At 72.6% G+C, this 22,194-nt stretch carries 12 protein-coding genes; 4 read left to right on the forward strand and 8 right to left on the reverse strand.

What is annotated here, in order from left to right; translation table 11 throughout:
* The first annotated feature begins 12 nt into the window (after positions 1 to 12).
* From KAK07_RS21570 to KAK07_RS21580, 3 genes are read left to right on the forward strand one after another with little or no spacing between them, the layout of a single operon-like run.
* Positions 13 to 2,232 (forward strand): type I secretion system permease/ATPase, encoded by a 2,220-nt coding sequence (locus KAK07_RS21570; protein WP_210863166.1) that lies wholly within the window; start codon positions 13 to 15, stop codon positions 2,230 to 2,232.
* Positions 2,229 to 3,629, forward strand: a complete 1,401-nt coding sequence (locus KAK07_RS21575; RefSeq protein WP_210863167.1) for an HlyD family type I secretion periplasmic adaptor subunit — start codon at positions 2,229 to 2,231, stop codon at positions 3,627 to 3,629. The genes KAK07_RS21570 and KAK07_RS21575 overlap by 4 nt, the downstream gene beginning before the upstream one ends.
* Positions 3,626 to 4,936 carry a TolC family protein gene (locus KAK07_RS21580; RefSeq protein ID WP_210863169.1) on the forward strand — a complete coding sequence of 437 codons (1,311 nt, stop codon included), beginning with the start codon at positions 3,626 to 3,628 and terminating at the stop codon, positions 4,934 to 4,936. Before KAK07_RS21575 ends, KAK07_RS21580 begins: the two co-directional genes overlap by 4 nt.
* A 66-nt stretch (positions 4,937 to 5,002) precedes the next feature.
* Here the strand turns inward: KAK07_RS21580 and KAK07_RS21585 are convergent, their stop codons facing one another.
* The 3 genes from KAK07_RS21585 to KAK07_RS21595 all read right to left on the reverse strand — a co-directional run bounded on the left by KAK07_RS21585 (position 5,003) and on the right by KAK07_RS21595 (position 6,257).
* Positions 5,003 to 5,419 (reverse strand): type II toxin-antitoxin system VapC family toxin, encoded by a 417-nt coding sequence (locus KAK07_RS21585; RefSeq protein WP_210863171.1) that lies wholly within the window; start codon positions 5,417 to 5,419, stop codon positions 5,003 to 5,005.
* Positions 5,416 to 5,673: an antitoxin gene (locus KAK07_RS21590; RefSeq protein ID WP_210863173.1), complete on the reverse strand. Its 258-nt coding sequence runs from the start codon at positions 5,671 to 5,673 to the stop codon at positions 5,416 to 5,418. The genes KAK07_RS21585 and KAK07_RS21590 overlap by 4 nt, the downstream gene beginning before the upstream one ends.
* Before the next feature lie 437 nt (positions 5,674 to 6,110).
* Entirely contained in the window at positions 6,111 to 6,257 is a 147-nt protein-coding gene (locus KAK07_RS21595) for a hypothetical protein (RefSeq protein ID WP_210863174.1), read from the reverse strand.
* Between KAK07_RS21595 and KAK07_RS21600 the strand changes: the two genes are divergently transcribed.
* Positions 6,256 to 6,888 carry a hypothetical protein gene (locus tag KAK07_RS21600; RefSeq protein ID WP_210863176.1) on the forward strand — a complete coding sequence of 211 codons (633 nt, stop codon included), beginning with the start codon at positions 6,256 to 6,258 and terminating at the stop codon, positions 6,886 to 6,888. The genes KAK07_RS21595 and KAK07_RS21600 overlap by 2 nt on opposite strands.
* A 102-nt stretch (positions 6,889 to 6,990) precedes the next feature.
* Here the strand turns inward: KAK07_RS21600 and KAK07_RS21605 are convergent, their stop codons facing one another.
* The 5 genes from KAK07_RS21605 to KAK07_RS21625 all read right to left on the reverse strand — a co-directional run bounded on the left by KAK07_RS21605 (position 6,991) and on the right by KAK07_RS21625 (position 22,171).
* Entirely contained in the window at positions 6,991 to 8,370 is a 1,380-nt protein-coding gene (locus KAK07_RS21605) for a hypothetical protein (RefSeq protein WP_210863178.1), read from the reverse strand.
* 13 nt (positions 8,371 to 8,383) lie between these two features.
* The gene (locus KAK07_RS21610; RefSeq protein ID WP_210863180.1) at positions 8,384 to 9,370 is read right to left on the reverse strand and encodes a hypothetical protein; all 987 of its coding nucleotides are present in this window, start codon (positions 9,368 to 9,370) and stop codon (positions 8,384 to 8,386) included.
* A gap of 100 nt (positions 9,371 to 9,470) precedes the next feature.
* A complete protein-coding gene (locus tag KAK07_RS25865; RefSeq protein WP_210863182.1) occupies positions 9,471 to 20,507 on the reverse strand; it encodes a beta strand repeat-containing protein in 11,037 nt (3,678 codons plus the stop codon).
* A 224-nt stretch (positions 20,508 to 20,731) separates the two neighbouring features.
* Positions 20,732 to 21,442, reverse strand: a complete 711-nt coding sequence (locus tag KAK07_RS21620; protein ID WP_210856534.1) for a DUF599 domain-containing protein — start codon at positions 21,440 to 21,442, stop codon at positions 20,732 to 20,734.
* Between the two features lie 27 nt (positions 21,443 to 21,469).
* Positions 21,470 to 22,171, reverse strand: a complete 702-nt coding sequence (locus tag KAK07_RS21625; RefSeq protein ID WP_210863184.1) for a pirin family protein — start codon at positions 22,169 to 22,171, stop codon at positions 21,470 to 21,472.
* Positions 22,172 to 22,194: the final 23 nt, after the last annotated feature.

Below are 22,194 nucleotides of genomic sequence, written 5' to 3' on the forward strand. Positions count from 1 at the left end.
TCCGGCCACCGCGTGAGCACCGCCACCGCCGCCGCTGCCGCCACCGCCGCCCCGAAACGGGTGGCGATGGAGCACGACGCCCTGCTGCAATCGCTGGTCTGGCTGACCCGCCACCACGGCCGCGAGCGCTCGGCCAGCGCACTGCTGGTGGGCGTGCCGGTGGACGGCCACGCCCTCACGCCCGCGCAGGCACTGCGCGCCCTCACCCAAGCGGGCTACCGCACCGGTCTGCTGCCGCGCCCGCTGGCCGACATCAGCCCGCTGCTGTTCCCGGTGGTGGCGCTGATGCGCGACGACGACGCCTGCATCCTGCGCCGCCGCATCGAATCGCCGCAGCACGGTGGCCGCTCCTACGAGATCGTGCTGCCCGCCGCCGGCGGCGCCACGCTGATCGTCGGCGAGCAGGAGCTGTCGCAGGAATACCTGGGCCATGTGATCGCCGCCACGCCGCAGCTGCCGGTGGTGCACGACGAGGATGACAACGGCCTGCTGGGCCACGGCGGCCACTGGCTGTGGGGCACGCTGCGCCGCTTCGTGCCCTACTACCGCGCCGCCCTGCTGGCCGCGCTGATCAGCAACGTGATGATGCTGGTCACCGGCCTGGTCAGCTCAGTGGTGTTCGACAAGGTGATCCCGCAGCAGGCCTTCGTCACGCTGTGGACACTGGCCGCCGGTGCCGTGCTGGCGCTGGGGCTGGACCTGGCGGCGCGGCAGATCCGCGCTCACCTGATCGATGTGTCGGGCCGCAAGGCCGACCTGATCATCGGCTCGCTGCTGTTCCGCCAGACGCTGGGCGTGCGCATGGAGCACCGGCCGGTGTCCGCCGGCGCCTACGCCCACCACCTGGCGCAGATCGAAACCGTGCGTGACTTCTTCGCGTCGGCCACGCTGGCCACGCTGTCCGACCTGCCCTTCATCGCGCTGTTCATGGCGATGACCTTCATCGTCGGCGGCCCGCTGGGCTGGGTGCTGGCTGGCGCGGTGCCGCTGATCCTGGCCGTGGTGCTGGTGATGCAGGGCTCCTTGCGCCGCGCGATGAACTCGGGCCTGCGCCACCAGACCGACCTGCAGGGCGTGCTGGTGGAGGCCGTGGACGGTCTGGAAGACCTGAAGGCCAGCGGCGCCCAGGGCCGCTTCCTGCGCCGCTACGAAGACGCCACCGCGCTGGCGGCTGAATCGGCGCTGCGCGCCCGCTCGGTCAGCGCCTGGAGCAACAACCTCAGCGGCAGCGCGCAGCAGCTGGTGACGCTGGTGATGCTGGTCTGGGGCGTCTACCTGATCCACGACGGCGTGATCACCGCCGGTGCCTTGATCGGCGCGGTGATGTTCGCCGGCCGCGCGGTGGCGCCGCTGGGCAGCGTGATCGCGCTGGCCAACCGCTACCAGGGTGCGCGCGCCGCGATGACCGCGCTGGACCGTCTGATGCGCCTGCCGCTGGAGCGCGACGAGCAGCGTCAGTACGTGGTGCGCCCGCAGCTGCGCGGTGGCCTGGCACTGCGCCAGGCCAGCTTTGCCTACCCGCCCACCGGCCAAGACCGGCCGCCCAAGGTGCTGTCGGACGTGACGCTGCAGTTCGCCCCGGGTGAGCGCGTGGCCATCCTGGGCCGCATCGGCTCGGGCAAGTCCACCGTGCTGCGTCTGCTGGCCGGTCTGTACCAGCCCACCGACGGCCGGGTGGAGGTGGACGGCATTGATCTGCGCCAGATCGACCCGGTGGACTACCGCGACCAGATCGGCTTTGTCGCCCAGGACCCGCGCCTGTTTGCCGGCACGCTGCGCGACAACGTGCTGCTGGGCCGCTCGCATGCCGACAGCGTGCGCCTGCAGCAGGTGGCCGCGCTGACCGGCCTGGACCGCCTGGTGGCCAGCCACCCGCTGGGCTGGGACCTGCCAGTGGGCGAGCGCGGCGCACTGCTGTCGGGCGGCCAGCGCCAGCTGGTGGCGCTGGCGCGCTGCCTGATCACCACGCCGCGCATCCTGCTGATGGACGAGCCCACCAGCTCGATGGACGCGCAGTCTGAAGTGCAGTTCCTGCAGCGCCTGGCCGCCTCGGCCGGTGACCGCACGCTGCTGGTGGTGACCCACCGGCCGGCGGTGCTGGAGCTGGTGAACCGCATCATCGTGGTGGATGCCGGCCGCGTGGTGATGGACGGCCCGAAGGCCGCCGTGCTGGCCGCCTTGTCCGGCGCTGCCAAACCAGCCGCTGCGCCCGCCGCAGCCCCCGCGCGATGAAGCCGCCCGACACCCGCCGCTGGTTCTCGGCGCCGCCCGAGCGGCAGCCCTCGGCCACGGGCGCGCCGGTGACGCAGCCACCCACGCTGAAGCACACCCTGCCGCCTGAGCCCGCTGCTGCGCCCGCCCCGGAGCGCGCCAGCAAGCGCCTGCTGAACGCCGCCCAGGCCGCCTCCCCCCGCCCCACCCGCGCCGCGCTGCGCCCCGGCGACGAAGACTTCCTGCACGCCGTGCGCGCCGCCCAGCAGCTGGAGCCGCGCCGCGCGCCGCGCCTGGCGCTGTGGCTGATGGCGGTGGCCATCACGCTGGCCGCGCTGTGGGCCGCCACCACCCGCGTCGAGCAGATCACCCGCGCCGAAGGCCGCGTGATCCCCGAGACCCGCGAGCAGGTCATCTCCAGCCTGGAAGGCGGCCTGCTGGCCGAGCTGCTGGTGCGCGAGGGCGAAGCCGTGCGCGCCGGCCAGCCGCTGCTGCGCATCGACCCCACGCGCGCCGAATCGTCCCAGAACGAAGGCGCTGCGCGCCGCCTGGCGCTGCTGGCCACCACCGCCCGCCTGCAGGCCGAGGTGCAGGGCCGCGAACCCAGCTTCCCTGCTGAACTGAAGGACCAGCCCCGCCTGGTGGCCATGGAGACCGAGGCCTTCCAGGCCCGCCGCCGCCTGCTGGACGAAGCCGTGGGCGCCAACCGCCAGAGCATCGCGCTGGTGGGCAAGGAGCTGGCGGTGGCCGAGGACATGGCCCAGCGCGGCCTGATGTCCGAGGTGGAGGTGGTGCGCCTGCGCCGCCAGATCAACGACATGCAGCAGCAGATGCTGGAGCGCCGCAACCGCTTCCGCCAGGACGCCAGCACCGAGCTGCTGCGCGTGCAGGGCGAACTGGCCCAGCTGGACGAGCAGATGGTGGCGCGCGAGGACGCGGTGCGCCGCACCGTGGTGGCCTCCCCCGTGGACGGCCTGGTCAAGAACATCCGCCAGCACACGCTGGGCGGCGTGATCTCGCCCGGCGCACCCATCCTGGAGATCGTGCCGCGCAGCGAACACCTGCTGGTGGAGATGCGCCTGAAGCCCGCCGACGTGGGCTTCGTGCGCATCGGCCAGGCGGCCGAGGTGAAGCTGTCGGCCTACGACTACAACCTGTACGGCGGCCTGAGCGGCACCGTCGAATCGATCAGCCCCGACGCGCTGGGCGAGGCCGAGCGCCCGCCTAACGCGCCCGATGCCACCTGGTTCCGCGCCCTGGTGCGCATCCAGACCAACCACCTGCGCAGCGCCGACCAGGTGCTGCCGGTGATCCCCGGCATGACCGCCACGGTGGAGGTGAACACCGGCGAGCGCACCGTGCTGGAGTTCGTGCTGCGCCCCCTGCTCAAGGCCCGTGAGGCCTTCCGTGAACGATGAGACACGCCCACACGCTTTCGCTTGTTGCCAGCGTGCTGCTGGCGCTGCCCGCCCACGCCGAGCCCACCGGCTGCCAGCCCCCCACGGCCCTGGCCCAGCCGGCCGAGTCGCCGCCGCCGCGCCAGAGCCTGGTGCAGCTGCTGTCGCTGGCCGAGCAGCGCAGCCAGGCCATCGGCGCCGCCCGCCTGCTGACCGAGGCCGCGCAGAGCGACCTGCAGGAAACCCAGGCCGCCAAGCAGCCGCAGGCCTCGCTCAGCTGGATCGCCGGCGCCACCGGCAGCCGCAGCCAGCTGCTGCCCAGCCGCAGCGATGCGCTGAACCGCCCTTCCCTGCAGGTGGGCGCACCGCTGTGGGACGGCGGCCGCCAGCAGGCGCTGGAAGACTGGCGCGGCCAGCTGGCCGAAGCCGCCCGCCAGGGCCAGCTGAACGCCGCCGAGCAACTGCGCGTGCAGGTGGTCAACCTGGCGTTTGATCGCAGCCGCTACCGCCTGCAGGCGCAGGTGTGGCAGCAATACACCCATAAGGTCTGCACCCTGGTGCAGGCGCTGGAAGACATCGTCGCCCGCGACCGCGGCCGCGCCAGCGAACTGGTGCAGGCCCGCAAGCAACTGCAGCAGGTGCAGCTGTCACGCCAGCAGGCGCTGAGTGCCATGCAGCTGACCGACACCCGCCTGCGCCGCTACGTGGGTGAATACCTGCCCGACGTGCCCAGCCTGGCCGCGCTGATGACCGAACTGCCCGAGCTGCCGCAACTGCACCAGCGCGCCACCGGCGCCGCCGAGGTGCTGCAACTGGAAGCCCAGCAGCACGCCGCCGAGCAACTGGCCAACGCCACCGCCGCCAGCCAGCGCCCGCAAGTGAGCTGGGCCGTGCAGGCCAGCCGCGACCTGGCCGGCGACCGCCAAAGCCAATGGCAAGCCGGCGTGACCCTGAGCCTGCCGCTCTACAACCCCGGCGCCGCCCCCGCCGAGCGCGCCGCCCGCCAACGCGCCGAAGCCGCCCGCCTGCAGCGCGAAGACACCCTGGCCACCCTGCTCAACCGCATCGACCAGGTCCACGGCCAGGCCGAAGCCGCCTTCACCCGCGCCCGCGACGTGGTGCAGGTCCTGCGCGACTCCGAACGCGTGCGCGACGACACCCTGCAGATGTGGCAACAACTGGGCCGCCGCTCCCTCTTCGACGTGATGTCGGCCGAGGGCGACCACTTCAACCTGCGCCTGGCCTACGTGGACGCGCTGCACGATGGGCAGCAGTCAGTGGCGCTGTTGTGGTCGTTGGCGGGTGGGGTGCAGCAGCCGCTGCGGTGAGCGCGGCGGGCTTGACGACAAGGTCCTTCCAGCCCAGTCGCGCGAGGCCGACTTGGCCCCGATTGGCTACCGGGTCCAGTTCTCGACACGCAGCCCCTTGACGCGCCCGAAGTCCTTGACGTTGTTCGTCACCACGGTCGCGCCCAAGGCCCGCGCATGCGCCGCGATCATCAGGTCTGCGGCGCCCAGCTGCGCGCCGCGACGCTTCAGGTCAGCGCGGATCTCTGCATAGTGGGGCGCCGCCTCCTGCGGCCAGTCCAGCACCGCCAGGTGCAGGGCCAGGCTGTCCAGCACCTGCTGGTTCTGCTTGCGCTTGGCCGCGGCCGAGGCCTGCACACCGTAGCTCAACTCGGCAAATGTCACCGCTGACATCAGCTGCTGCTGCAGCGGCACCGACTGCACCTTGTCCGCCAACACCGCCGACTCGCCACGCATCAGGAAGATGCAGGTGTCGGTGTCCAGCATGTACAGCGGCAACGTCAAAACCGGCGCTCCTGCACGGGCAAACGTTCCGTCTCCGCCATGAAGTCAGCCGACGCGGTCAAGCCCAAAGCAAGAAAGCCGGACCAATCCGTGGGTCGCGGCGTCAACACAACGCTCTCGCCCTCGCGGCGGATGAATACCTCGCGCACCGACTCCGGAAACCGAAACTCAAGCGGCATCGTCACCGTCTGCGAGCGGTTGTTCCAGCCGACGCGCGCGGTGGGGCGTTGCTTGGGGGTGTGCTGCTCTGCCATATGGCATAGCATATGGCAACATCAAGCGCCCGGCAAGTCTGATACTCCACCTCTTGCCGCCCGGCCATTCGCCGCCCACACTGGAGTGGGCACCTGATCCGCCGCTGACGCGAGCCATACATCGGCGCACCGGTGAAGGAGATTCCCGGTGCCCGCCAGTTCCAAGCCACTCCCCCCAAGCAGCTCAAGTGGGTCGAGGCGCATCACCATCTGGACTCTGACCTGTTGCAGTCCATCCTAAAGACGAAGGCGAGCCGCGTCCAGGTGGCTCACTTTCCGACGAACGAGGCGCACCTGAAGTTCAGGTCGTCGCGACGAGTGGCTGACCAGCCCTCCCCCGCAAGACGCGACCGAACAACTGCCCAACGCCACCGCCGCCAGCCAGCGGCCGCAGGCGAGCCTTGCCTATCGCTCTTTGCGAAGCGGAACAAACCGCCTCAGATTGCGTCACAAAGGTCCTGAAAAACTTTGCGTCGCAGCGCGAGCCGATGCCAGTGCCGTCCGGGCTGAACGGTGCTTGGCTCAACGTTCGAGCCGACCACCTTCGGCAGCGCATAGGCGCTACCGTCAGCAGCGAAGATCATGCAACTGCGTTCTGCGTGTTTTCAAGTGATCAAGGCCACACTGCCCATTGCGTTGGCATGTTCGGTCACGGGAGAACTGTCCTCCACCACGCCGCAGCAGCTCGCCGATCGGTATGTTGATCGCGTCTATGCGCAGTCAACGCCAGTCGCTCGCGAGCGCGCGCGGCGCTCCTACCTGATTTGGTTCTTTGAGGGATTCGTCAGTCCCGGCGACTTCATGCCGGGCGATCACGACCTGGAGCGTGACGCGTTCCAGGATGGCCAGGCGTTTTGGTGGACGCGGCCCAGCTTGCGCCCATGGGTGATGCAGAACTACGGCTACGTCGAGGTGCGACTGGCAGGGCTTTGGACCGTTGGTTACGAGGCAAGCAGCCTTGAAGTCGGCGATGGATCGCGCCGGCGATGCTGGCTGTGGGGCCTTGGCGACGCGCAGATCGACCCCTCGTTAGCTATGAGCCGATCACCTTGGGGTGTACCCGTTGCCGTGGCGGGCTACCTCAGCCCGCCGGGCCGGTACGGCCATCTGGGTTCCTATGACTGTCAAGTCTACGCAACGAAGATCGCTCGCGATGGCAATCAACCCTTGGCCGCACCCGACCCACGGCCGCCCGGCATGCCCGTGTGGAGGTAGGCGGCCGGGAAGGAATGCCCCCGTGTTTGTCCGCTCTGGGCTCAAACGCGCAGGCCCGATGTGCGATCAGAACGATCCGGGCGAGCGTACCCGGGCCGATGTTCAGGCCTCCAGTGCCAGGTTGTTGCGCATCACCCTGGCGCGGCTGCGCTCGGCCAGCGAGGTGTCGGCCCGCGACAGCACCAAGCGCACGCAGTTGGAGCCCGCGTCGGCAACTGGCATCCCACCGTCGTCCAACGCCCCAGCATGCACCAACGACAACCGCTGCTGCAGCATCCCGCGCTCCCAGAAGCGATCCAGCCAGGGCGCCAGCCGTTCGGACCAATTGGGCGCATCGCCCGCGCCCAATTGCAGCACCAAGCGCCCCTCCGGCCCCAGCAGCCGCAGCGCGGTGTCCAGCAGCGGCGCAGTGGCAGCGTCATCCAGCCGCCGCTCGCCCACATCGATCAGGGTCCATTGCCCGTCACCACGTGGCAGTGCAGCGGCATCCAGGGGGCCGGCTGCATCACCGCCCTCCCCCACGTTGAACCAGCCCGGCCGGTAGCCTGAGCGGCCGTCGTCCAGGTGCAGTCGGTCGGGCACCGGCAGCGCGCTGCCGGCCTGCTGTGCAGCCGCCCACACCTGCTGACCCAGTTGCCAGGCGGCGCGTGCACCGTCCAGCCGGTCGTCGGACAAGCGGCTGCGCCAGTCGCGTTCGGCAATTCCGGCGAACTCCGGCCCCCCCAGCCCGTCGGCCAGGGCGCGCAGCAGATCGTCCGCCCGCGCCTCGAACCAGCGGATGTGGGCATGCGCGGCATCGCTGGGCAGCGCTGCGCGGTTGCTGACCTCGGCCAGCACGGGCACGCCGTGGCGCTGGGCGAGGCGCAGGGCCATCAGGTCGGGGGCGGCGTCGTCGCGCGGCAGCAGGGCCAGCCAGGCCTGGGCCTGGCGGAGCAGGGCGCGGCGTTCGGGGCCGGCCAGGGGGACGTCGATGCGGTGCACGGGCAGGCCCAGGCGTTGCAGGCCGGCCAGCACGGCGTGTTGGCGCTCGTTCAATTGGCCTTCGACCACCAGGCCGAGTGGGCGCTGGGGGGTGGGTTGCCAGGGGGTGGCGGGGTCGGGGGCGGGTTGCCACAGGGCGAAGGGCGGGGCCTTGGGCGCGTCGGCGCGGTAGGCGGCCACGGCGGTGGGGTCGGCGTCCAGCACGGGCCAGCGCTTGAGCAGGCGGCGGGCCTGGGTGGACAGGGCGCTGGCTTCGCCGGTGCCGCGCACCAGCACGCAGGCGTGGCCTTGGGCGGCGGCGGCATCAAAGCCGTGTTCCACGCCGATCACGTAGTTGATGGCGCCGGGCTGCAGGCGGCGGCGGGCCAGGGTGGGCGCCAGGCCCAGGGCGCGCAGGTCGTCGCGCAGGGCCAGGGCCAGTTCCAGGTCGTGCAGGCCGGCCCAGGCGCCGGCGGGGGCGGTCACGCACAGGTGGACGGCGGGAGAGGTGTCTTGGCTCATGCTCGGGCCTCGCTCAGGCAGGAAGACCGTCGCGCAGGCGCGCGCGCTGGCGGGCCTCCACCGTGGCCAGGAAGGTGAACACCTCCTCGGTGAACAGGCGGCGCTGGTCCTCGATCCACTGCACGTAGGGCGCCAGGCGCTGGGCGTGGGTGGCGTGGTCGGCCATGGCCTCGGCGATGCGCTGAATCACCAGCGGCACGGTCAAGGGGTGGCGCTCGTCGAACTTGTAGCCTTCGGGCAGCGGCACATCCACCGCGTTGCCGGCGCTGCCCTGGGTGTTGGTGATGACCACGCAGCCGCACAGCGCGGCTTCGCGCGGGATGCGGTCGCGGCCGGGGTGGGGGCCGAAGTCCACATACACCTTGGCACGGCCCAGCAACTGGGCCACCTCGGCGGGGCTCATGTTCTCGATCGCCACCCACTGCACCTCGGGCGGTGAGGCCGCCATCAGCTGCTGGGTGAAGGCCAGGCCCTTCTTGGGGTTGTAGGCCACGATGTTCTGGCGCGCACCGCCGCGCAGCGCGCGGCTGCGGTCCAGGATCTCGTCGCGGATGAAGTCGGTCAGCATCAGCGCGCTGGAGCCGCGGGCGGCCACCCACTGACGGGCGTATTCGCTTTGCGCCAGGTGGACGATCTCGAAGCGGGGGTCGAAGACGAAGTCCAGCGGGCTGCGGGCGGCGCCGCGGCGCAGGGCCTCGGCGCGCGAAAAGTAATGCTCCACGCTCAGCCACCACAGCGCGCGGGTGGCGTGCTTCAGCTCCAGCAGCTGCAGCGTGCCGGTCTCGGGCACCACCACCACGCTGTCGGGGCTGTCGACGATCTCCTTGACCACGCGCGGCTGGTACATGCGAAAGACGGCCGGCGTGGGGTCCGGGTCGTCCTCGGGCAGGTAGAGCATGGCCATGTCGTAGCCCAGGCGCTGCCCGGCGTCGACCAGTTGATGCAGCGCCTCGGGGCCGCCGGTGACCGAGGAGGCCGGGCACAGAACGTGGACTTTCATCCGGGCAGTCTAGGCAGCGCCCGGCGCGGCTGAAGCCATGAAAAAGGGCCCGCTGGCGGACTTCTGTCCGCCAGCGGGCCCTCTCCGGTTCAGCGCCGGATCAGAGCAGCGGCGTGTGGCGCTGCAGGTCGTCGTTCTCCGGGCGGAAGACGGCGGCCAGCAGGGCCGGCTGCGACGCGGTGGCCGCAGCGTGCTCGGTCAGCGCGGTGGGCAGCGCCTCGCTGGGCGCCACCAGCAGCTCGCCCAGGCTGGGCGGGGTGCTGTCGGCCGCGGGCTGCTGCTTGGCGAACCAGACGTCGGCCATGGCGTGGGTCTGGCCGTCGGTGCTGGTGTAGCTCGACACCAGGCCCAGCAGGTTGCCGTTGTCCACGGCGCCGCCCTTCTGCGCGGCCAGGTCCAGGCTGGCGATGCCCAGGCTGTCCAGGCTGCGCAGCTCGCCGGCGTCGGTGACGCCGTCGTGGTTGCCGTCCACCCAGACCTGCAGCTTGGCCCAGTGGGCATCGGCCGCGTTCAGCACGCCGTCGTGGTTGCTGTCTTCCAGGGCCATGGCCTGGTAGCCGTTGCCCACGTGCTGGCCGTTGGCGTCGCGGGTGCCGGTGCCGAACAGCTCGGTGCCGTCGTTGATGCGGCCGTCACCGTTGCGGTCCATCACCAGCAGGCCGTCGTTGCCACCCACCCAGCCCACCTGGTGGGTGGTGCCGGTGCCGGCCAGGTCAAAGTTCACGCCCTGGGCCGCAGACACGGTCTGGATGCCGTTGCCGTCCAGGTCCAGCACCATCGGGGTGACCAGATACAGCGCGTCAAGCTGGGCGGCGCTCATCACGGCCACGTCCTCGGCCTCGAAGGCAGCCACCTGGTCGCTGGTCATGGCGGCGATGTCCGCCGTGTGCAGCGCGGTGATCTGCTCGGTGGTGAAGGCGGCGATCTGGTCGGTGGTCAGCGCATGGGCCTGGGCGGTGGTCAGCGCCGCCACTTCGGCCGTGCTCAGCGCGGCGAACTGGGTGGTGCTGAGGGCCGCCACCTGGGCCGTGGTCAGCGCGGTGAACTGGCTGGCGCCAATGGCCTGCAGGTCCTCGGTGGCGATCGCGGCGATCTGCTCGGTGGTCAGGCGGGCCAGCTGCGTGGTGCCCAGCGCAGCGAACTGCGCGGTGGTCAGCGCGTCGATCTGCTCGGTGCCGATGGCCTGCAGCGCGGCGCTGCTCAGTGCCTGCAGATCGGCCGTTTCCATCACCGCCACCTGGGCGGTGGTGAGCGCGGCGGCCTGGGTGGCCGTCAGCGCTGCGGCCTGCAGGCTGGTCAGCGCGACGATGTCCTGGGTCTCCAGGGCCTGGATGGCCGCGGTGTCCAGCGCGCGCAGGCCGGCGGTGCCCAGCGCCACGATCTCGGCGGTGCCCAGGGCCACCAGCTGCGCGGTGTCCAGCGCATCCACCTGGGCGGTGGTCAGCGCGGCCACCTGGGTGGCGGTCAGCGCGTCCACCTGGGCGGTGGTCAGGGCCAGCACCTGGTCGGTGGTCAGGGCGCGCAGGTTGACGGTGCCCAGCGCGGCCATGTCGGCGGTTTCCAGCGCGGCGATCTGGGCGGTGCCCAGGCCAGCCACCTGGGCGGTGCTGAGCGCGGCCACCTGGGCGGTGGTCAGGGCCAGCACGGCCTCGGTGGTCAGCGCGGCCAGCTGGGCGGTGCCCAGGGCGCGCAGCGACGCGGTGGCCAGCGACGGCAGGTCGGCGGTGTCAAACGCGGCCATCTGCGCGGTGGTCAGCGCCGCGGCCTGGGCCGAGGTCAGCGCGGCCACCTGGGCCGAGCCCATGGCCACCCACTGGTCGGTGTCCAGCGCGGCCACCTGGGTGGTGGTCAGCGCGGCCACCTGGACGGTGGTCAGGGCCGCCACCTGCTCGGTGCCCAGGGCGCCGATCTGGTCGGTGCTCAGGGCGCGCAGCGCGGTGCTGCCCAGGGCGCGCAGATCCAGGGTCTCCAGCGCGGCCACCTGGGCGGTGGTCAGCGCCGCAGCCTGGGTGGCGCTGAGGCTGGCGTAGGCGGCGGTGCCCAGCGCGTTGAGCAGGTCGGTGCTCAGGGCCGACAGCTGGGCAGTGCTCATCGCCGACACCTGGGCGGTGCTGACGGCGGCCATCTGGGCGGTGCCCATGGCGTTGAGCTGGTCGGTGCCCAGGGCCTGCCACTGGCTGGTGCTCAGCGCGGCCAGGTCGGCGGTCTCGATGACGGCCACCTGCGTGGTCGTCAGCGCGGCCACCTGGGCGGTGGTCAGCGCGGCCACCTGGGCGATGGACAGGGCGACCACGTCGTCGGTGTCCATGGCCGCCACCTGGGCGGTGGTCAGGCTGCGCAGCTGGGTGGTGGTCAGCGCGGCCACCTGGCCGGTGGTCAGGGCGGCCACCTGGTCGGTGCCCAGGGTGCTGACCTGGGCGGTGCTCATCAGGCGCAGGTCGGCCGTTTCCAGGGCCTGGATCTGCGTGGTGGTCAGCGCCGCCGTCTGGGCGGTGGTCAGGCCGGCCACCTGGGCGCCGGTCAGGGCCACCACCTGGGCGGTGGACAGCTCGGCCAGCGTGGCGGTGCCCATCGCGGCCAGCGAGGCGGTGGCGATCAGCGCCAGGTCGGCGGTCTGCAGGCCGGCGATCTGGTCGGTGGTCAGCGCGGCCAGCTGGGCGCTGGTCAGGGCCGAGGCCTGGGCGGTGGTCAGCGCGGTGATCTCGTCGCTGGTCAGCGCGGCGAAGGCAGCGGTGCCCAGCGAACGCAGCGCGGTGGTCTCGATCGCCGCCAGGTCAGCCGTGTCCAGCGCCGCCGCCTGGGCGGTGCCGATGGCCGCCACCTGGCTGCCGGTCAGCGCGGCGAACTGGGTGGTGGTCAGCGCATTCAGCGCATCGGTGGACAGCGCCGCCAGCTGCGCGGTGCCCAGGCCGGCCACCTGGGTGGTGCTCAGCGAGGCCCACTGGCCGCTGGTCAGCGCATTGAGCTGGTCCGAACCCAGGGCGCGCAGCGAGGTGACCGACAAGGCACGCAGGTCGGCGGTCTCGATCGCGGCCATCTGGTCGGTGCCCAGCGCGGCCAGGTTGGTGGTGGTCAGGGTCTGCCACTGGGCGGTGCCCATGGCGGCGATGGCGTCGGTGGACAGCGCGGCCAGGTTGGCGGTGCCCAGCGCGTTGAGCGTGGCGCTGCTGAGGGCGGCCACATCCGCGGCTTCCAGCGCGGCGGCTTGCGTGGTGTCCAGCGCGGCGGCCTGGGTGCTGGTCAGCGCGGCGTACTGCGCGGTGGTCAGCGCAGCCAGTTGCGCGGTGTCCAGACCGGCCATCTGCGACGTGGTCAGGCCGGCCACCTGGGTGGTGGTCAGCGCGGCCAACTGGGCCGAGCCCAGGGCATTGAGCTGGTCAGTGGACAGCGTGCGCAGCGAGGCCACGCTCAGCGCGCGCAGGTCGGCGGTTTCCAGGGCCGCCACCTGGTCGGTGCTGAGCGCCGCCAGCTGGGCGGTGGACAGCGCGGCCGCCTGGGCGGTGGTCAGCGCGATGATCTGGTCGCTGGTCAGCGCGGCGACCGACGCGGTCTCCAGGCTGCGCAGCGCCAGCGTGCTCAGGGCCGCCAGGTCGGCGGTTTCCAGCGCGGCGGCCTGGTCCGAACCCAGCGCGGCGGCCTGTGCCGAGCTGAGCAGCGCGAAGTGGCTGGTGGTCAGCGCGTTCAGCGTGTCGGTGCTGAGTGCGGCGATCTGCGCGGTGGTCAGCGCGGCCGACTGGGTGGTGGTCAGCGCGGCCACCTGGGCCGAGCCCAGGGCATTGAGCTGGTCGCTGCCCATGGCGGCGATCTGGGTGGCGCCCAGGCGCTGCAGGTCGGCGGTTTCCAGCGCGGCGATCTGGTCGGTCGTCAGCGCGGCCACCTGCGTGGCGCTCAGCGCGCCAGCCTGGGCGGTGGTCAGGGCCACCACCTGGTCGGTGGTCAGCGCGGCCACCTGGTCGGTGCCCAGGCCCCGCACGGCGGCGGTGCTCAGGGCCGCCAGGTCGGCGGTCTCCAGCGCGGCCAGCTGGGCGGTGGTCAGGGCCGCGGCCTGGGCCGTGGTCAGCACCGCGAACTGGGCGGTGCCCAGCGCGTTGAGCTGGGTGGTGTCCAGGCCGGCCAGCTGGGCGGTGGTCAGCGCCGCCACCTGGCCCCCGGTCAGCGCGGCCATCTGGGCGGTGCCCAGGGCGTTGAGCTGGTCGGTGCCCAGGGCGTTGATCTGCGCATTGCTCATGGCACGCAGGTCATCGGTCTCCAGCGAGGGCAGCTGGTCGCTGGTCAGCGCGGCCACCTGGGCGGTGCCCAGGGCCATCACCTGGGCCGAGCCCAGGGCGGTGATGGCGTCGGTGCTGAGCGCCGCCACCTGGTCGGTGGACAGACGCACCAGTTGCGCGGTGGACAGCGCGGCGGCCTGCGCGGTGGTCAGCGCAGCCACCTGGTCGGTGCCCAGCGCGGTCAGCGCGGCCGAGCCCAGCATGCGCAGGTCGGCGGTCTCGATGGCCTGGATCTGGTCGGTGGTCAGTGCGGCCACCTGGTCGGTGGTCAGCGCGGCGACCTGGGCGTTGCCCAGCGCGGCCACCTGGGCGGTGGTCAGCGCGGCCAGCGTGTCGGTGGTCAGTGCGGCGACGGCGGCGGTGCTCAGCGCGGCCAGCGCCGCGGTGGACAGGCTGTCGATCTGGGTGCTGCCGATGGCGGCCGACTGGGTGGCGGTCAGCGACGCAGCCTGGGCCGAGGTCAGCGCGGCCATGGCGTCGGTGGACAGGGCCGCCACCTGCTCGGTGGCCAGGCCCCGCAGCGCGGCGGTGCTGAGCGCCGCCACGTCAGCGGCTTCCAGCGCCGAGACCTGGTCGGTGGACAGCGCAGCCAGCTGGGCTGAGCTGATCTGGGCGAACTGCGCGGTGGTCAGGGCGTTGAGCGGGTCGGTGCCCAGCGCGGCCACCTGGGCCGTGCCCAGGGCGCGCACCTGCGCGGCGGTCAGCACGCCGATCTGGTCGGAGCCCAGGGCGTTGAGCGCCTCGGTGCTCAGCGCAGCCACCTGGGCCGTGCCCAGCTGCACCAGGTCGGCGGTCTCGAAGGCGGCCAGCTGGTCGCTGGTCAGCGCGGCGGCCTGGCCGGCGGTGATGACCGCGGCCTGGGCAGTGGTCAGGGCGATGATCTGGTCACTGGTCAGCGCAGCGGCCTGGTCGGTGGTCAGGGCGGCCACCTGGGTGGTGGTCAGCGCCGCCACCTGGGTGGCGGTCAGTTCAACCAGTTGGCCGGTGCTCAGGGCCTGCAGCGCGGCGGTGCCCAGCGACCGCAGGTCGGCGGTCTCCAGTGCGGCCACCTGGTCGGTGGTCAGGGCCGCCACCTGGGCGGTGGTCAGCGCGGCCACCTGGGCGGTGCCCAGGGCAGCCACTTGGGCGGTGTCGAGTGCGGCCAGGGCCTCGGTGGCCAGCGCGGCCACCTGGGCCGTGCCCAGCGCCGCGACCTGCGCGGTGCTCAGGCCCGCCATCTGCTCGCTGCCCAGCGCGGCCGCCTGGCCGGTGGCCAGCGCCGCCACCTGGGCGGTGGTCAGGGCGGCGATCTGGTCGGTGCCCAGCGCGGCCAGCTGATCGGTGCCCAGGCCACGCAGCGCGGCGGTGCCCAGCGCGGCCAGGTCAGCGGCTTCCAGCGCCACGGCCTGGTCGGTGCCCAGGGCGGCGACCTGGGCGCTGCCCAGCGCGGCGAACTGGGCGGTGCCCAGGGCCACCAGGTTGTCGGTGCTCAGGCCGGCGATCTGCGCGGTGCCCATGGCGGCCACCTGGCTGGCCAGCAGCGCGGCCATCTGGGTGGTGTCCAGGGCGTTGAGCTGTTCGGTGCCCAGCGCGGCCACCTGGGCGGTGGTCAGGGCCACCAGGTCGGCGGTCTCCAGCGCGGCGGCCTGCTCGGTGCCGAGCGCGGCGATCTGCGCCGTCGTCATGGCGGCGGCCTGGGCGGTGGTCAGGGCGGCGATCTGGTCGGTGCCCAGCGCGGCGATCTGGTCGGTGCCCAGAAAGCGCAGCTGGGTGGTGCTGAGGGCCGCCACCTGGGCGGTGCCCAGCGCGGCCATCTGCTCGGTGGACAGGCTTTGCAGCGCGGCGCTGCCCAGGGTGCGCAGGTCGGCGGTCTCGATGGCCTGGACCTGGTCGGTGCCCAGCGCGGCGATCTGCGCGGTGGTCAGCGCGGCGGCCTGGGCGGTGGTGATGGCGGCGATCTGGGCGGTGTCCAGCGCGGCCAGCGTGGCGGTGGCCAGCGCGGCGATCTGGGCGGTGCCCAGCTGCACCAGGTCAGCGGTTTCCAGACCCGCGACCTGGTCGCTGGTCAGGGCCGCGGCCTGGGCGGTGGTCAGCGAGGCGGCCTGGGCGGTGGTCAGCGCCGCCACCTGCTCGGTGGTCAGGGCGGCCACGCGGGCGGCGTCCAGGCCACGCAGGGCGGCGGTGCTCAGCAGGGCCAGGTCCTGGGTCTCGAGCGCGGCCACCTGGTCGGTGCCCATCGCGGCCACCTGGGCCGAGCCCAGCGCGCCCACCTGGGCGGTGGTCAGGGCGTTGAGCAGGCTGGTGTCCAGCGCGGCGATCTGGTCGGTGGTCAGGCCGGCCACCTGGGCCGTCGTCAGCGCGGCGATCTGGTCGGTGGACAGGGCATTGACCTGGTCGGTGTCCAGCGCCACCAGGCCGGTGCGGCCGATGGCGCGCAGGTCGGCGGTTTCCAGCGCGGCCACCTGCTCGGTGGTCAGCGCGGCCAGCTGGGCGGTGGTCAGCGCCAGCGCCTGGGCGGTGCCCAGGGCCACGATGTGGCTGGTGCCCAGGGCCTGGATCTGGTCGGTGGACAGGTGGGCCACCTGCTGGGTGGCCAGCGCGGTGACCTGGCTGTCGGTCAGCGCGGCGATCTGGTCGGTGGTCAGCGCGCCGATGGCGGCGTTGCCCAGGGCCTGCAGGTCAGCGGTTTCCAGGGCCTGGATCTGGTCGGTGGTCAGGCCGGCGATCTGGGTGCTGGTCAGCGAGGCCACCTGGGCCGAGCCCAGCGCGGCGACCTGGGCGGTGCCCAGCGCGGCCAGCGCGTCGGTCTGCAGCGCGGCCAGCGCGGCGGTGGTCAGGCGGGAGGCCGCGGCGGTGGTCAGCGCGGCGACCTGGTCGCTGCCCAGCGCGGCCGACTGCACAGACGACAGCGCGGCGGCCTGGCCGTTGGTCAGCACGGCGATGGCCTCGGTGGTCAGCGCGGCGATCTGGGCGGTGCTGAGCTGGCGCAGCGCGGCGGTGCCCAGCGCGGCGAAGTCAGCGGTTTCCAGCGCGGCGATCTGGGCGGTGGTCAGCGCGGCGGCCTGAAGCGCGCTCATCGCCGCGAACTGGGTGGTGGTCAGCGCATTGAGGTGCGCGGTGTCCATGGCGGCCAGCTGGGCGGTGGTCAGCGCGGCGGTCTGCACCGTGCTGAGCGCGGCCAGCTGGGTGCTGTCCAGGGCGTTGAGCTGGTCGCTGCCCAGGCGCACGATCTGCTGTGTGCTGAGCGCCGCCAGGTCGGCGGTTTCCAGCGCGGCGACCTGGCCGGTGGTCAGCGCGGCCACCTGGGCAGTGGTCAGCTGGGCGGCCTGGGCGGTGGTCAGGGCCTGCACGGCCTGGGTGGACAGCGCGGCGATCTGGGCGGTGTCCAGCGCGCGCAGCGTGGCCACCTTCAGCGCGGCGACGTCGGCGGTTTCGAGCGTGGCCACCTGGGCGGTGGTCAGCGCGGCGGCCTGGGTGGCGCTGAGCGTGGCGAACTGCTCGGTGCCCAGCGCATTGAGGGTGTCGGTGCTCAGGCCGGCGACCTGCGCCGTGGTGAGCGCGGCCACCTGCACGGTGGACAGCGCCGCCACCTGGGCACTGCCCAGGGCGTTGAGCTGGTCGGTGCCCAGCGCCACCACCTGGGTGGTGGCCAGGGCGGCGAGGTCGGCGGTTTCCAGCGCGGCGACCTGCTCGGTGCCCAGCGCGGCGATCTGCGTGGTCGACAGGCCGGCGATCTGCCCGGTGCTCAGCGCACGCAGGTTGTCGGTGGACAGCGCGCCGATCTGCGCGGTGTCCAGCGCACGCAGTTGCGTGACGCTCAGGGCCTGCGCCTGCGCGGTGGTCAGCGCAGCGACCTGGTCGGTGCCCAGCGCGGCCATCTGAGCGGTACCCAGCGCGCGCAGGTCGGCGGTTTCCAGCGCGGCCACCTGGTCGGTGGTCAGCGCGGCGACCTGGGCGGTGGTCAGCGCGGCCACCTGCAGGCTGCTCAGGCCGGCGACCTGGGCGGTGCCCAGCGCGGCGGCCACATCGGTGGTGAGCGCGGCCACGGCGGCGGTGCCCAGCGAGGCCAGGTCGGCGGTCTCGAAGCCGGCCACCTGGTCGGTGCCCAGCGCGGCGGCCTGGGTGGCGGTGATCGAGGCGGCCTGACCGGTGGTCAACGCGGCCAGCTGGTCGGTGCCCAGCGCGGCGACCTGGGCGGTGCCCAGGCCGGCGATCGCGGCGGTGCTGAGGTGGGCGATGTCGCCGGTTTCCAGCGCGGCCAGTTGATCGGTGCCCAGGGCCGCCACCTGGCTGGCCTTGAGGGCTGCCACCTGGGTGGTGGTCAGGGCTTCAATCTGCGTGGTCGACAGACCGGCCACCTGGGCGGTGCCCAGCGCAGCGATCTGCGCGGTGCTCAGGGTCTGCCACTGGGCGGTGCCCAGCGCATTGAGCTGGGCCGTGCCCATGGCGGCGATCTGCGCGGTGCTCAGGCTGACCAGGTCGGCGGTCTGCAGCGCGGCCACCTGGTCGGTGCTCAGCGCGGCGACCTGGGCGGTGCTCAGCACCGCGTACTGGGCGGTGCCCAGGGCCTGCAGGTCATCGGTGGCGATGGCGGCGATCTGGTCGGTGCTCAGGGCCGCCAGCTGGGCCGTGGTCAGGGCCGCGGCCTGGGCCGTGGTCAGGGCATCGATCTGGCTGCTGTCCAACGTGCGGACGGCGGCGCTGCCCAGGGCGACCAGGTCAGCGGTCTCGAGCGCGGCGATCTGCGCGGTGGTCAGCGCCGCCACCTGGGCGGTGCTGAGCGCGGCGACCTGGGCGCTGCCCAGCGCGGCGATCTGCGCGGAATCCAGCGCGGCGACGGTGTCGGCGGCCAGGGCGCGGATGGCGGCGGTGCTCAGGCGGGCCAGGTCCACGGTCTGCAGACCGGCGATCTGGTCGCTGCCGAGCGCGGCGGCCTGGGCAGTGGTCAGCGCAGCGGCCTGGGCGGTGGTGATGGCGGCCAGCTGGTCGGTGCCCAGTGCCGCCACCTGGGCGGTGGTCAGCGCGGCGAAGCTGGCGGTGGCCAGCGCGGCCACGTCGGCGGTCTGCAGCGCGGCCACCTGGGCGGTGGTCAGCGCGGCGGCCTGGGTGGCGCTGAGCCAGCTGAACTGGGCGGTGGTCAGCGCGTTGAGGTTGTCGGTGCTGAGGGCGGACAGCTGGGCGGTGCTGAGCTTTTGCACCTGTTCGCTGGTCAGCGACACCAGCTGGGCCGTGCCCAGCGCATTGAGCTGGGCCGAGCCCAGCGACAGCAGCTGCGAGGTGCTCAGCGCCGCCAGGTCGGCGGCTTCCATCGCGGCCACCTGGTCGGTGGTCAGCGCGGCGACCTGGGCATTCGACAGCGCGCGCACCTGGGCGGTGCTCAGGGCCGCCACGTCGGCGGTTTCCATCGCGGCGATGCGGTCGGTGGCCAGCGCGTTGACCTGCGCGGTCTGCAGCGCGGCCACCTGGGCGGTGGACAGCGCGGCGATCTGGGCGGTGGTGAGGGCGGCGGTCTGCTGGGTGGTCAGCTGGCGCAGCTGGGCGGTGCTGAGCGCGCTCAGGCCCTCGGTGCCCAGCGCCACCATGGCGGCGGTGCTGAGGGCGCGCAGCGCGCCGGTGGTCAGCGCGGCGATGTCGGCGGTCTCCATCGCGGCGGCCTGGGCGGTGGTCAGCGCGGCGGCCTGGGCGGTGGTCAGGGCCTGGATCTGGGCCGTGCCCAGCGCGTTGAGCTGGGTGCTGCCGAGGTTGGCGACCTGGCCGGTGGTCAGCGCCGCCACCTGGGCGGTGGTCAGCGCCGCGACCTGGGCGGTGCCCAGGGCGTTGAGCTGGGCGCTGCCCATGGCGATGACGTTGCGGGTGCTGATGGCGCGCAGGTCGGCCGTCTCCAGCGCGGCCACCTGGTCGGTGGTCAGCGCGGTGATGCGGCTGGCGCTCATCGCGGCGTACTGGGCGGTGGTCAGGGCCCGCAGGTCATCGGTTTCGATCGCGGCCACCTGGGCGGTGGTCAGCGCATTGAGGTTGGCGGTGCCCAGCGCGGCCCACTGGGCGCTGCCCAGGGCCGCCAGCTGGTCCGACGACAGACCGGCCAGCGCGGCGGTCTTCAGGGCGTTGAGCTGGGCGCTGGCCAGCGCCACCATCTGGTCGGTGTTCAGCGCCTGGGCCTGGGCCACCGACAGCGCATTGACCTGGGCGGTGGTCAGCGCCTGCACCTGCGCGGTGGTCAGGGCATCGACAGCCGCCGTGCCCAGCGCGGCCACCTGGGCGGTGGTCAGCGCACGCAGATCGGCGGTCTGCAGGGCCGCGATCTGGTCGGTGCCCAGCGAGGCCACCTGCCGCGTGGTCAGCGCCAGGTACTGGGCGGTGGTCATGGCCTGGATGGCGTCGGTGGACAGCGCGGCCAGCGCGGCGGTCGACAGGCTGCGCAGCGACGCGGTGCTGATCGCGGCGGCATCGGCCGACTGCAGCGCGGCGGCCTGGGCGGTGCCCAGCGCGGCGATCTGCGCCGAGCTCAGCGCCGCGAACTGCGCGGTGCCCAGCGCGTTCAGGTTGCCGGTGTCCAGCGCGGCCACCTGCGTGGTGCTGAGCTTGCCCAGCTGCACCGTGGTCAGCGCGGCCATCTGGGCGTCGGTCATCGCATTGAGCTGCGCCGTGGTCAGCGCAGCGATGCCGGCGGTGGTGATGGCGCGCACATCGGCCGTCTCCATCGCCGCGATCTGGGTGGTCGACAGGCCGGACAGGCGGGCCGCCGGGATGGCCGCGATCTGCGCCGTCGTCAGCGCCACGATCTGCGCGGTCGAGAAGGCGGCCCAGTCTTCAGTGGTCAGACGCGCGATCGTCGCGGTCGACAGGGCAGCAATCTGGGCCGTCGTCAGGTTCGGGATATAGGTGGCCATCGAGCACTCCAGGGTGTTGGGTTGGAACCCCTGGATCGATGCGCACAATGGTCATGCAGCCCGGCCCGAGGGTCCCCGTCGCTCGTGGTTTCGGCTCGGACCTGCATGGAATTAAGCGTTTTCCAGAACTGGCCGGATTTGTCCTTCTCTTCGGTGACGAACACCACAGGACGGCCGGACGCCACCGGCCTCACTCTCACATCACGAAATGTGCAGTGACGTATTCACGGCTGGGCGAGCAGCCGCAGCACGTCGGAGTGGAACTCGCGCCGGTACAGCAGCGCGACGATCGCGGCCGTGGCGGCCATGAAAGCCCAGGGCGAGATGAACCAGGCCACGGCCGCAAAGGCCATGTAGTAGGCGCGCAGGCCGTCGTTGAAGCTCTCGGCGGCCAGGCCCATGATGCCGCCGGCGCGGTCGGCAAAGGCCTGGCGCTCGGGCTCGGTCCAGCCCTCGTCGCGCTGCGGCGCGGCGGCCAGCAGCAGCGCGCCGAAGCTGTACTGGCGGATGCTCCAGGTGAAGCGGAAGAAGGCGAAGACGAAGACGCCCGTCAGCAGCACCAGCTTGAAGTCGAACACCAGACCGGTGGTGCGGGCGGCAAAGGGCAGCTCGCGCGCCAGCTCGGCCGCCTTGTCGGCGGTGCCCAGCACCGCCAGCAGGCCGCCGATGATCAGGATCGTGGTGGACGCAAAGAACGCCGGGCTGGACGACAGGTTCTGCGTGACCACGCCATCAAAGACGCGGTTGTCGCGCGCGGTGGCGCGCAGCATCCAGGCGTGGCGGGCGCGGTTGGTCAGGCCCAGGATCGACGGCCGGGTGGCGGCACGCCGCCGCGCGAAGGCGGCGTAGCCCACCCAGCCGACGAAGAACAGCGCCAGCGCCAGCCAGTCGGCCAGCGGCAGCAGGGACAGGGCGTCGACACTGAAGATGCGCATCGGCCCGATTGTCGGGCCATCAGCGCCTCATCGGGCGAGGTCGAAGACCAGCACCATGGCGCCCTGGCCGCCATCCAGGCGCAGCTCGGGCTCGCCGTCCAGCGTGGCGGCGTCGCCGGTGCCCAGACGCTGGCCATTGACCTGCACCGAGCCTTCGGCCACGAAGACATAGCCCAGGCGGCGCGGGTTCAGCGCCACCGTGGCCGACTCGGCGCCGTCGAAGCGGCCCAGCGACAGCGCGGCGTCGGCGTTCAGGCGGATCGCGCCGTCCTGCGCATCGGGCGAGGCCACGCGCTGCAGCCGGCCGCGCTGCTCGGCCGGGTCGAAGGCCTTCTGCTCGTAGCCGGGCGCCAGGCCGGTGGCCTCGGGCAGCAGCCAGATCTGCAGGAAGTGCGTGGTCTGGCCCTGGGCGTGGTTGAACTCGGAGTGGCGCACACCGGTGCCGGCGGTCATGCGCTGGATCTCGCCGGGGCGGATGGCGCTTTCGTTGCCCATGCTGTCGCGGTGGGCCAGCTCGCCCGAGAGCACCACACTGACGATCTCCATGTCGCGGTGGCCATGGGTGCCGAAGCCGGTGCCCGGGGCGATGCGGTCCTCGTTGATCACCCGCAGGTTGCCCAAGCCCATGTGGGCCGGGTCCAGGTAGTCGGCGAACGAGAAGCTGTGGTGGCTCTTGAGCCAGCCGTGGTCGGCGTAGCCTCGGTCTTCGGAGCGGCGCAGGGTGATCATCTCGGGACTCCTTTCGTGCAGTG

Source organism: Ideonella alba (genome assembly GCF_018069875.1).
Lineage (GTDB): Bacteria > Pseudomonadota > Gammaproteobacteria > Burkholderiales > Burkholderiaceae_C > Ideonella > Ideonella alba.

What these genes read in the sequence shown, in the direction of transcription:
- KAK07_RS21575 (WP_210863167.1), top strand. Translation starts at nt 2,229, where the DNA reads ATGAAGCCGCCCGACACCCGCCGCTGGTTCTCGGCGCCGCCCGAGCGG.
- KAK07_RS21580 (WP_210863169.1), top strand. Translation starts at nt 3,626, where the DNA reads ATGAGACACGCCCACACGCTTTCGCTTGTTGCCAGCGTGCTGCTGGCG.
- KAK07_RS21590 (WP_210863173.1), bottom strand. Translation starts at nt 5,673, where the DNA reads ATGGCAGAGCAGCACACCCCCAAGCAACGCCCCACCGCGCGCGTCGGC.
- KAK07_RS21600 (WP_210863176.1), top strand. Translation starts at nt 6,256, where the DNA reads ATGCAACTGCGTTCTGCGTGTTTTCAAGTGATCAAGGCCACACTGCCC.
- KAK07_RS21595 (WP_210863174.1), bottom strand. Translation starts at nt 6,257, where the DNA reads ATGATCTTCGCTGCTGACGGTAGCGCCTATGCGCTGCCGAAGGTGGTC.
- KAK07_RS21605 (WP_210863178.1), bottom strand. Translation starts at nt 8,370, where the DNA reads ATGAGCCAAGACACCTCTCCCGCCGTCCACCTGTGCGTGACCGCCCCC.
- KAK07_RS21610 (WP_210863180.1), bottom strand. Translation starts at nt 9,370, where the DNA reads ATGAAAGTCCACGTTCTGTGCCCGGCCTCCTCGGTCACCGGCGGCCCC.
- KAK07_RS25865 (WP_210863182.1), bottom strand. Translation starts at nt 20,507, where the DNA reads ATGGCCACCTATATCCCGAACCTGACGACGGCCCAGATTGCTGCCCTG.
- KAK07_RS21620 (WP_210856534.1), bottom strand. Translation starts at nt 21,442, where the DNA reads ATGCGCATCTTCAGTGTCGACGCCCTGTCCCTGCTGCCGCTGGCCGAC.
- KAK07_RS21625 (WP_210863184.1), bottom strand. Translation starts at nt 22,171, where the DNA reads ATGATCACCCTGCGCCGCTCCGAAGACCGAGGCTACGCCGACCACGGC.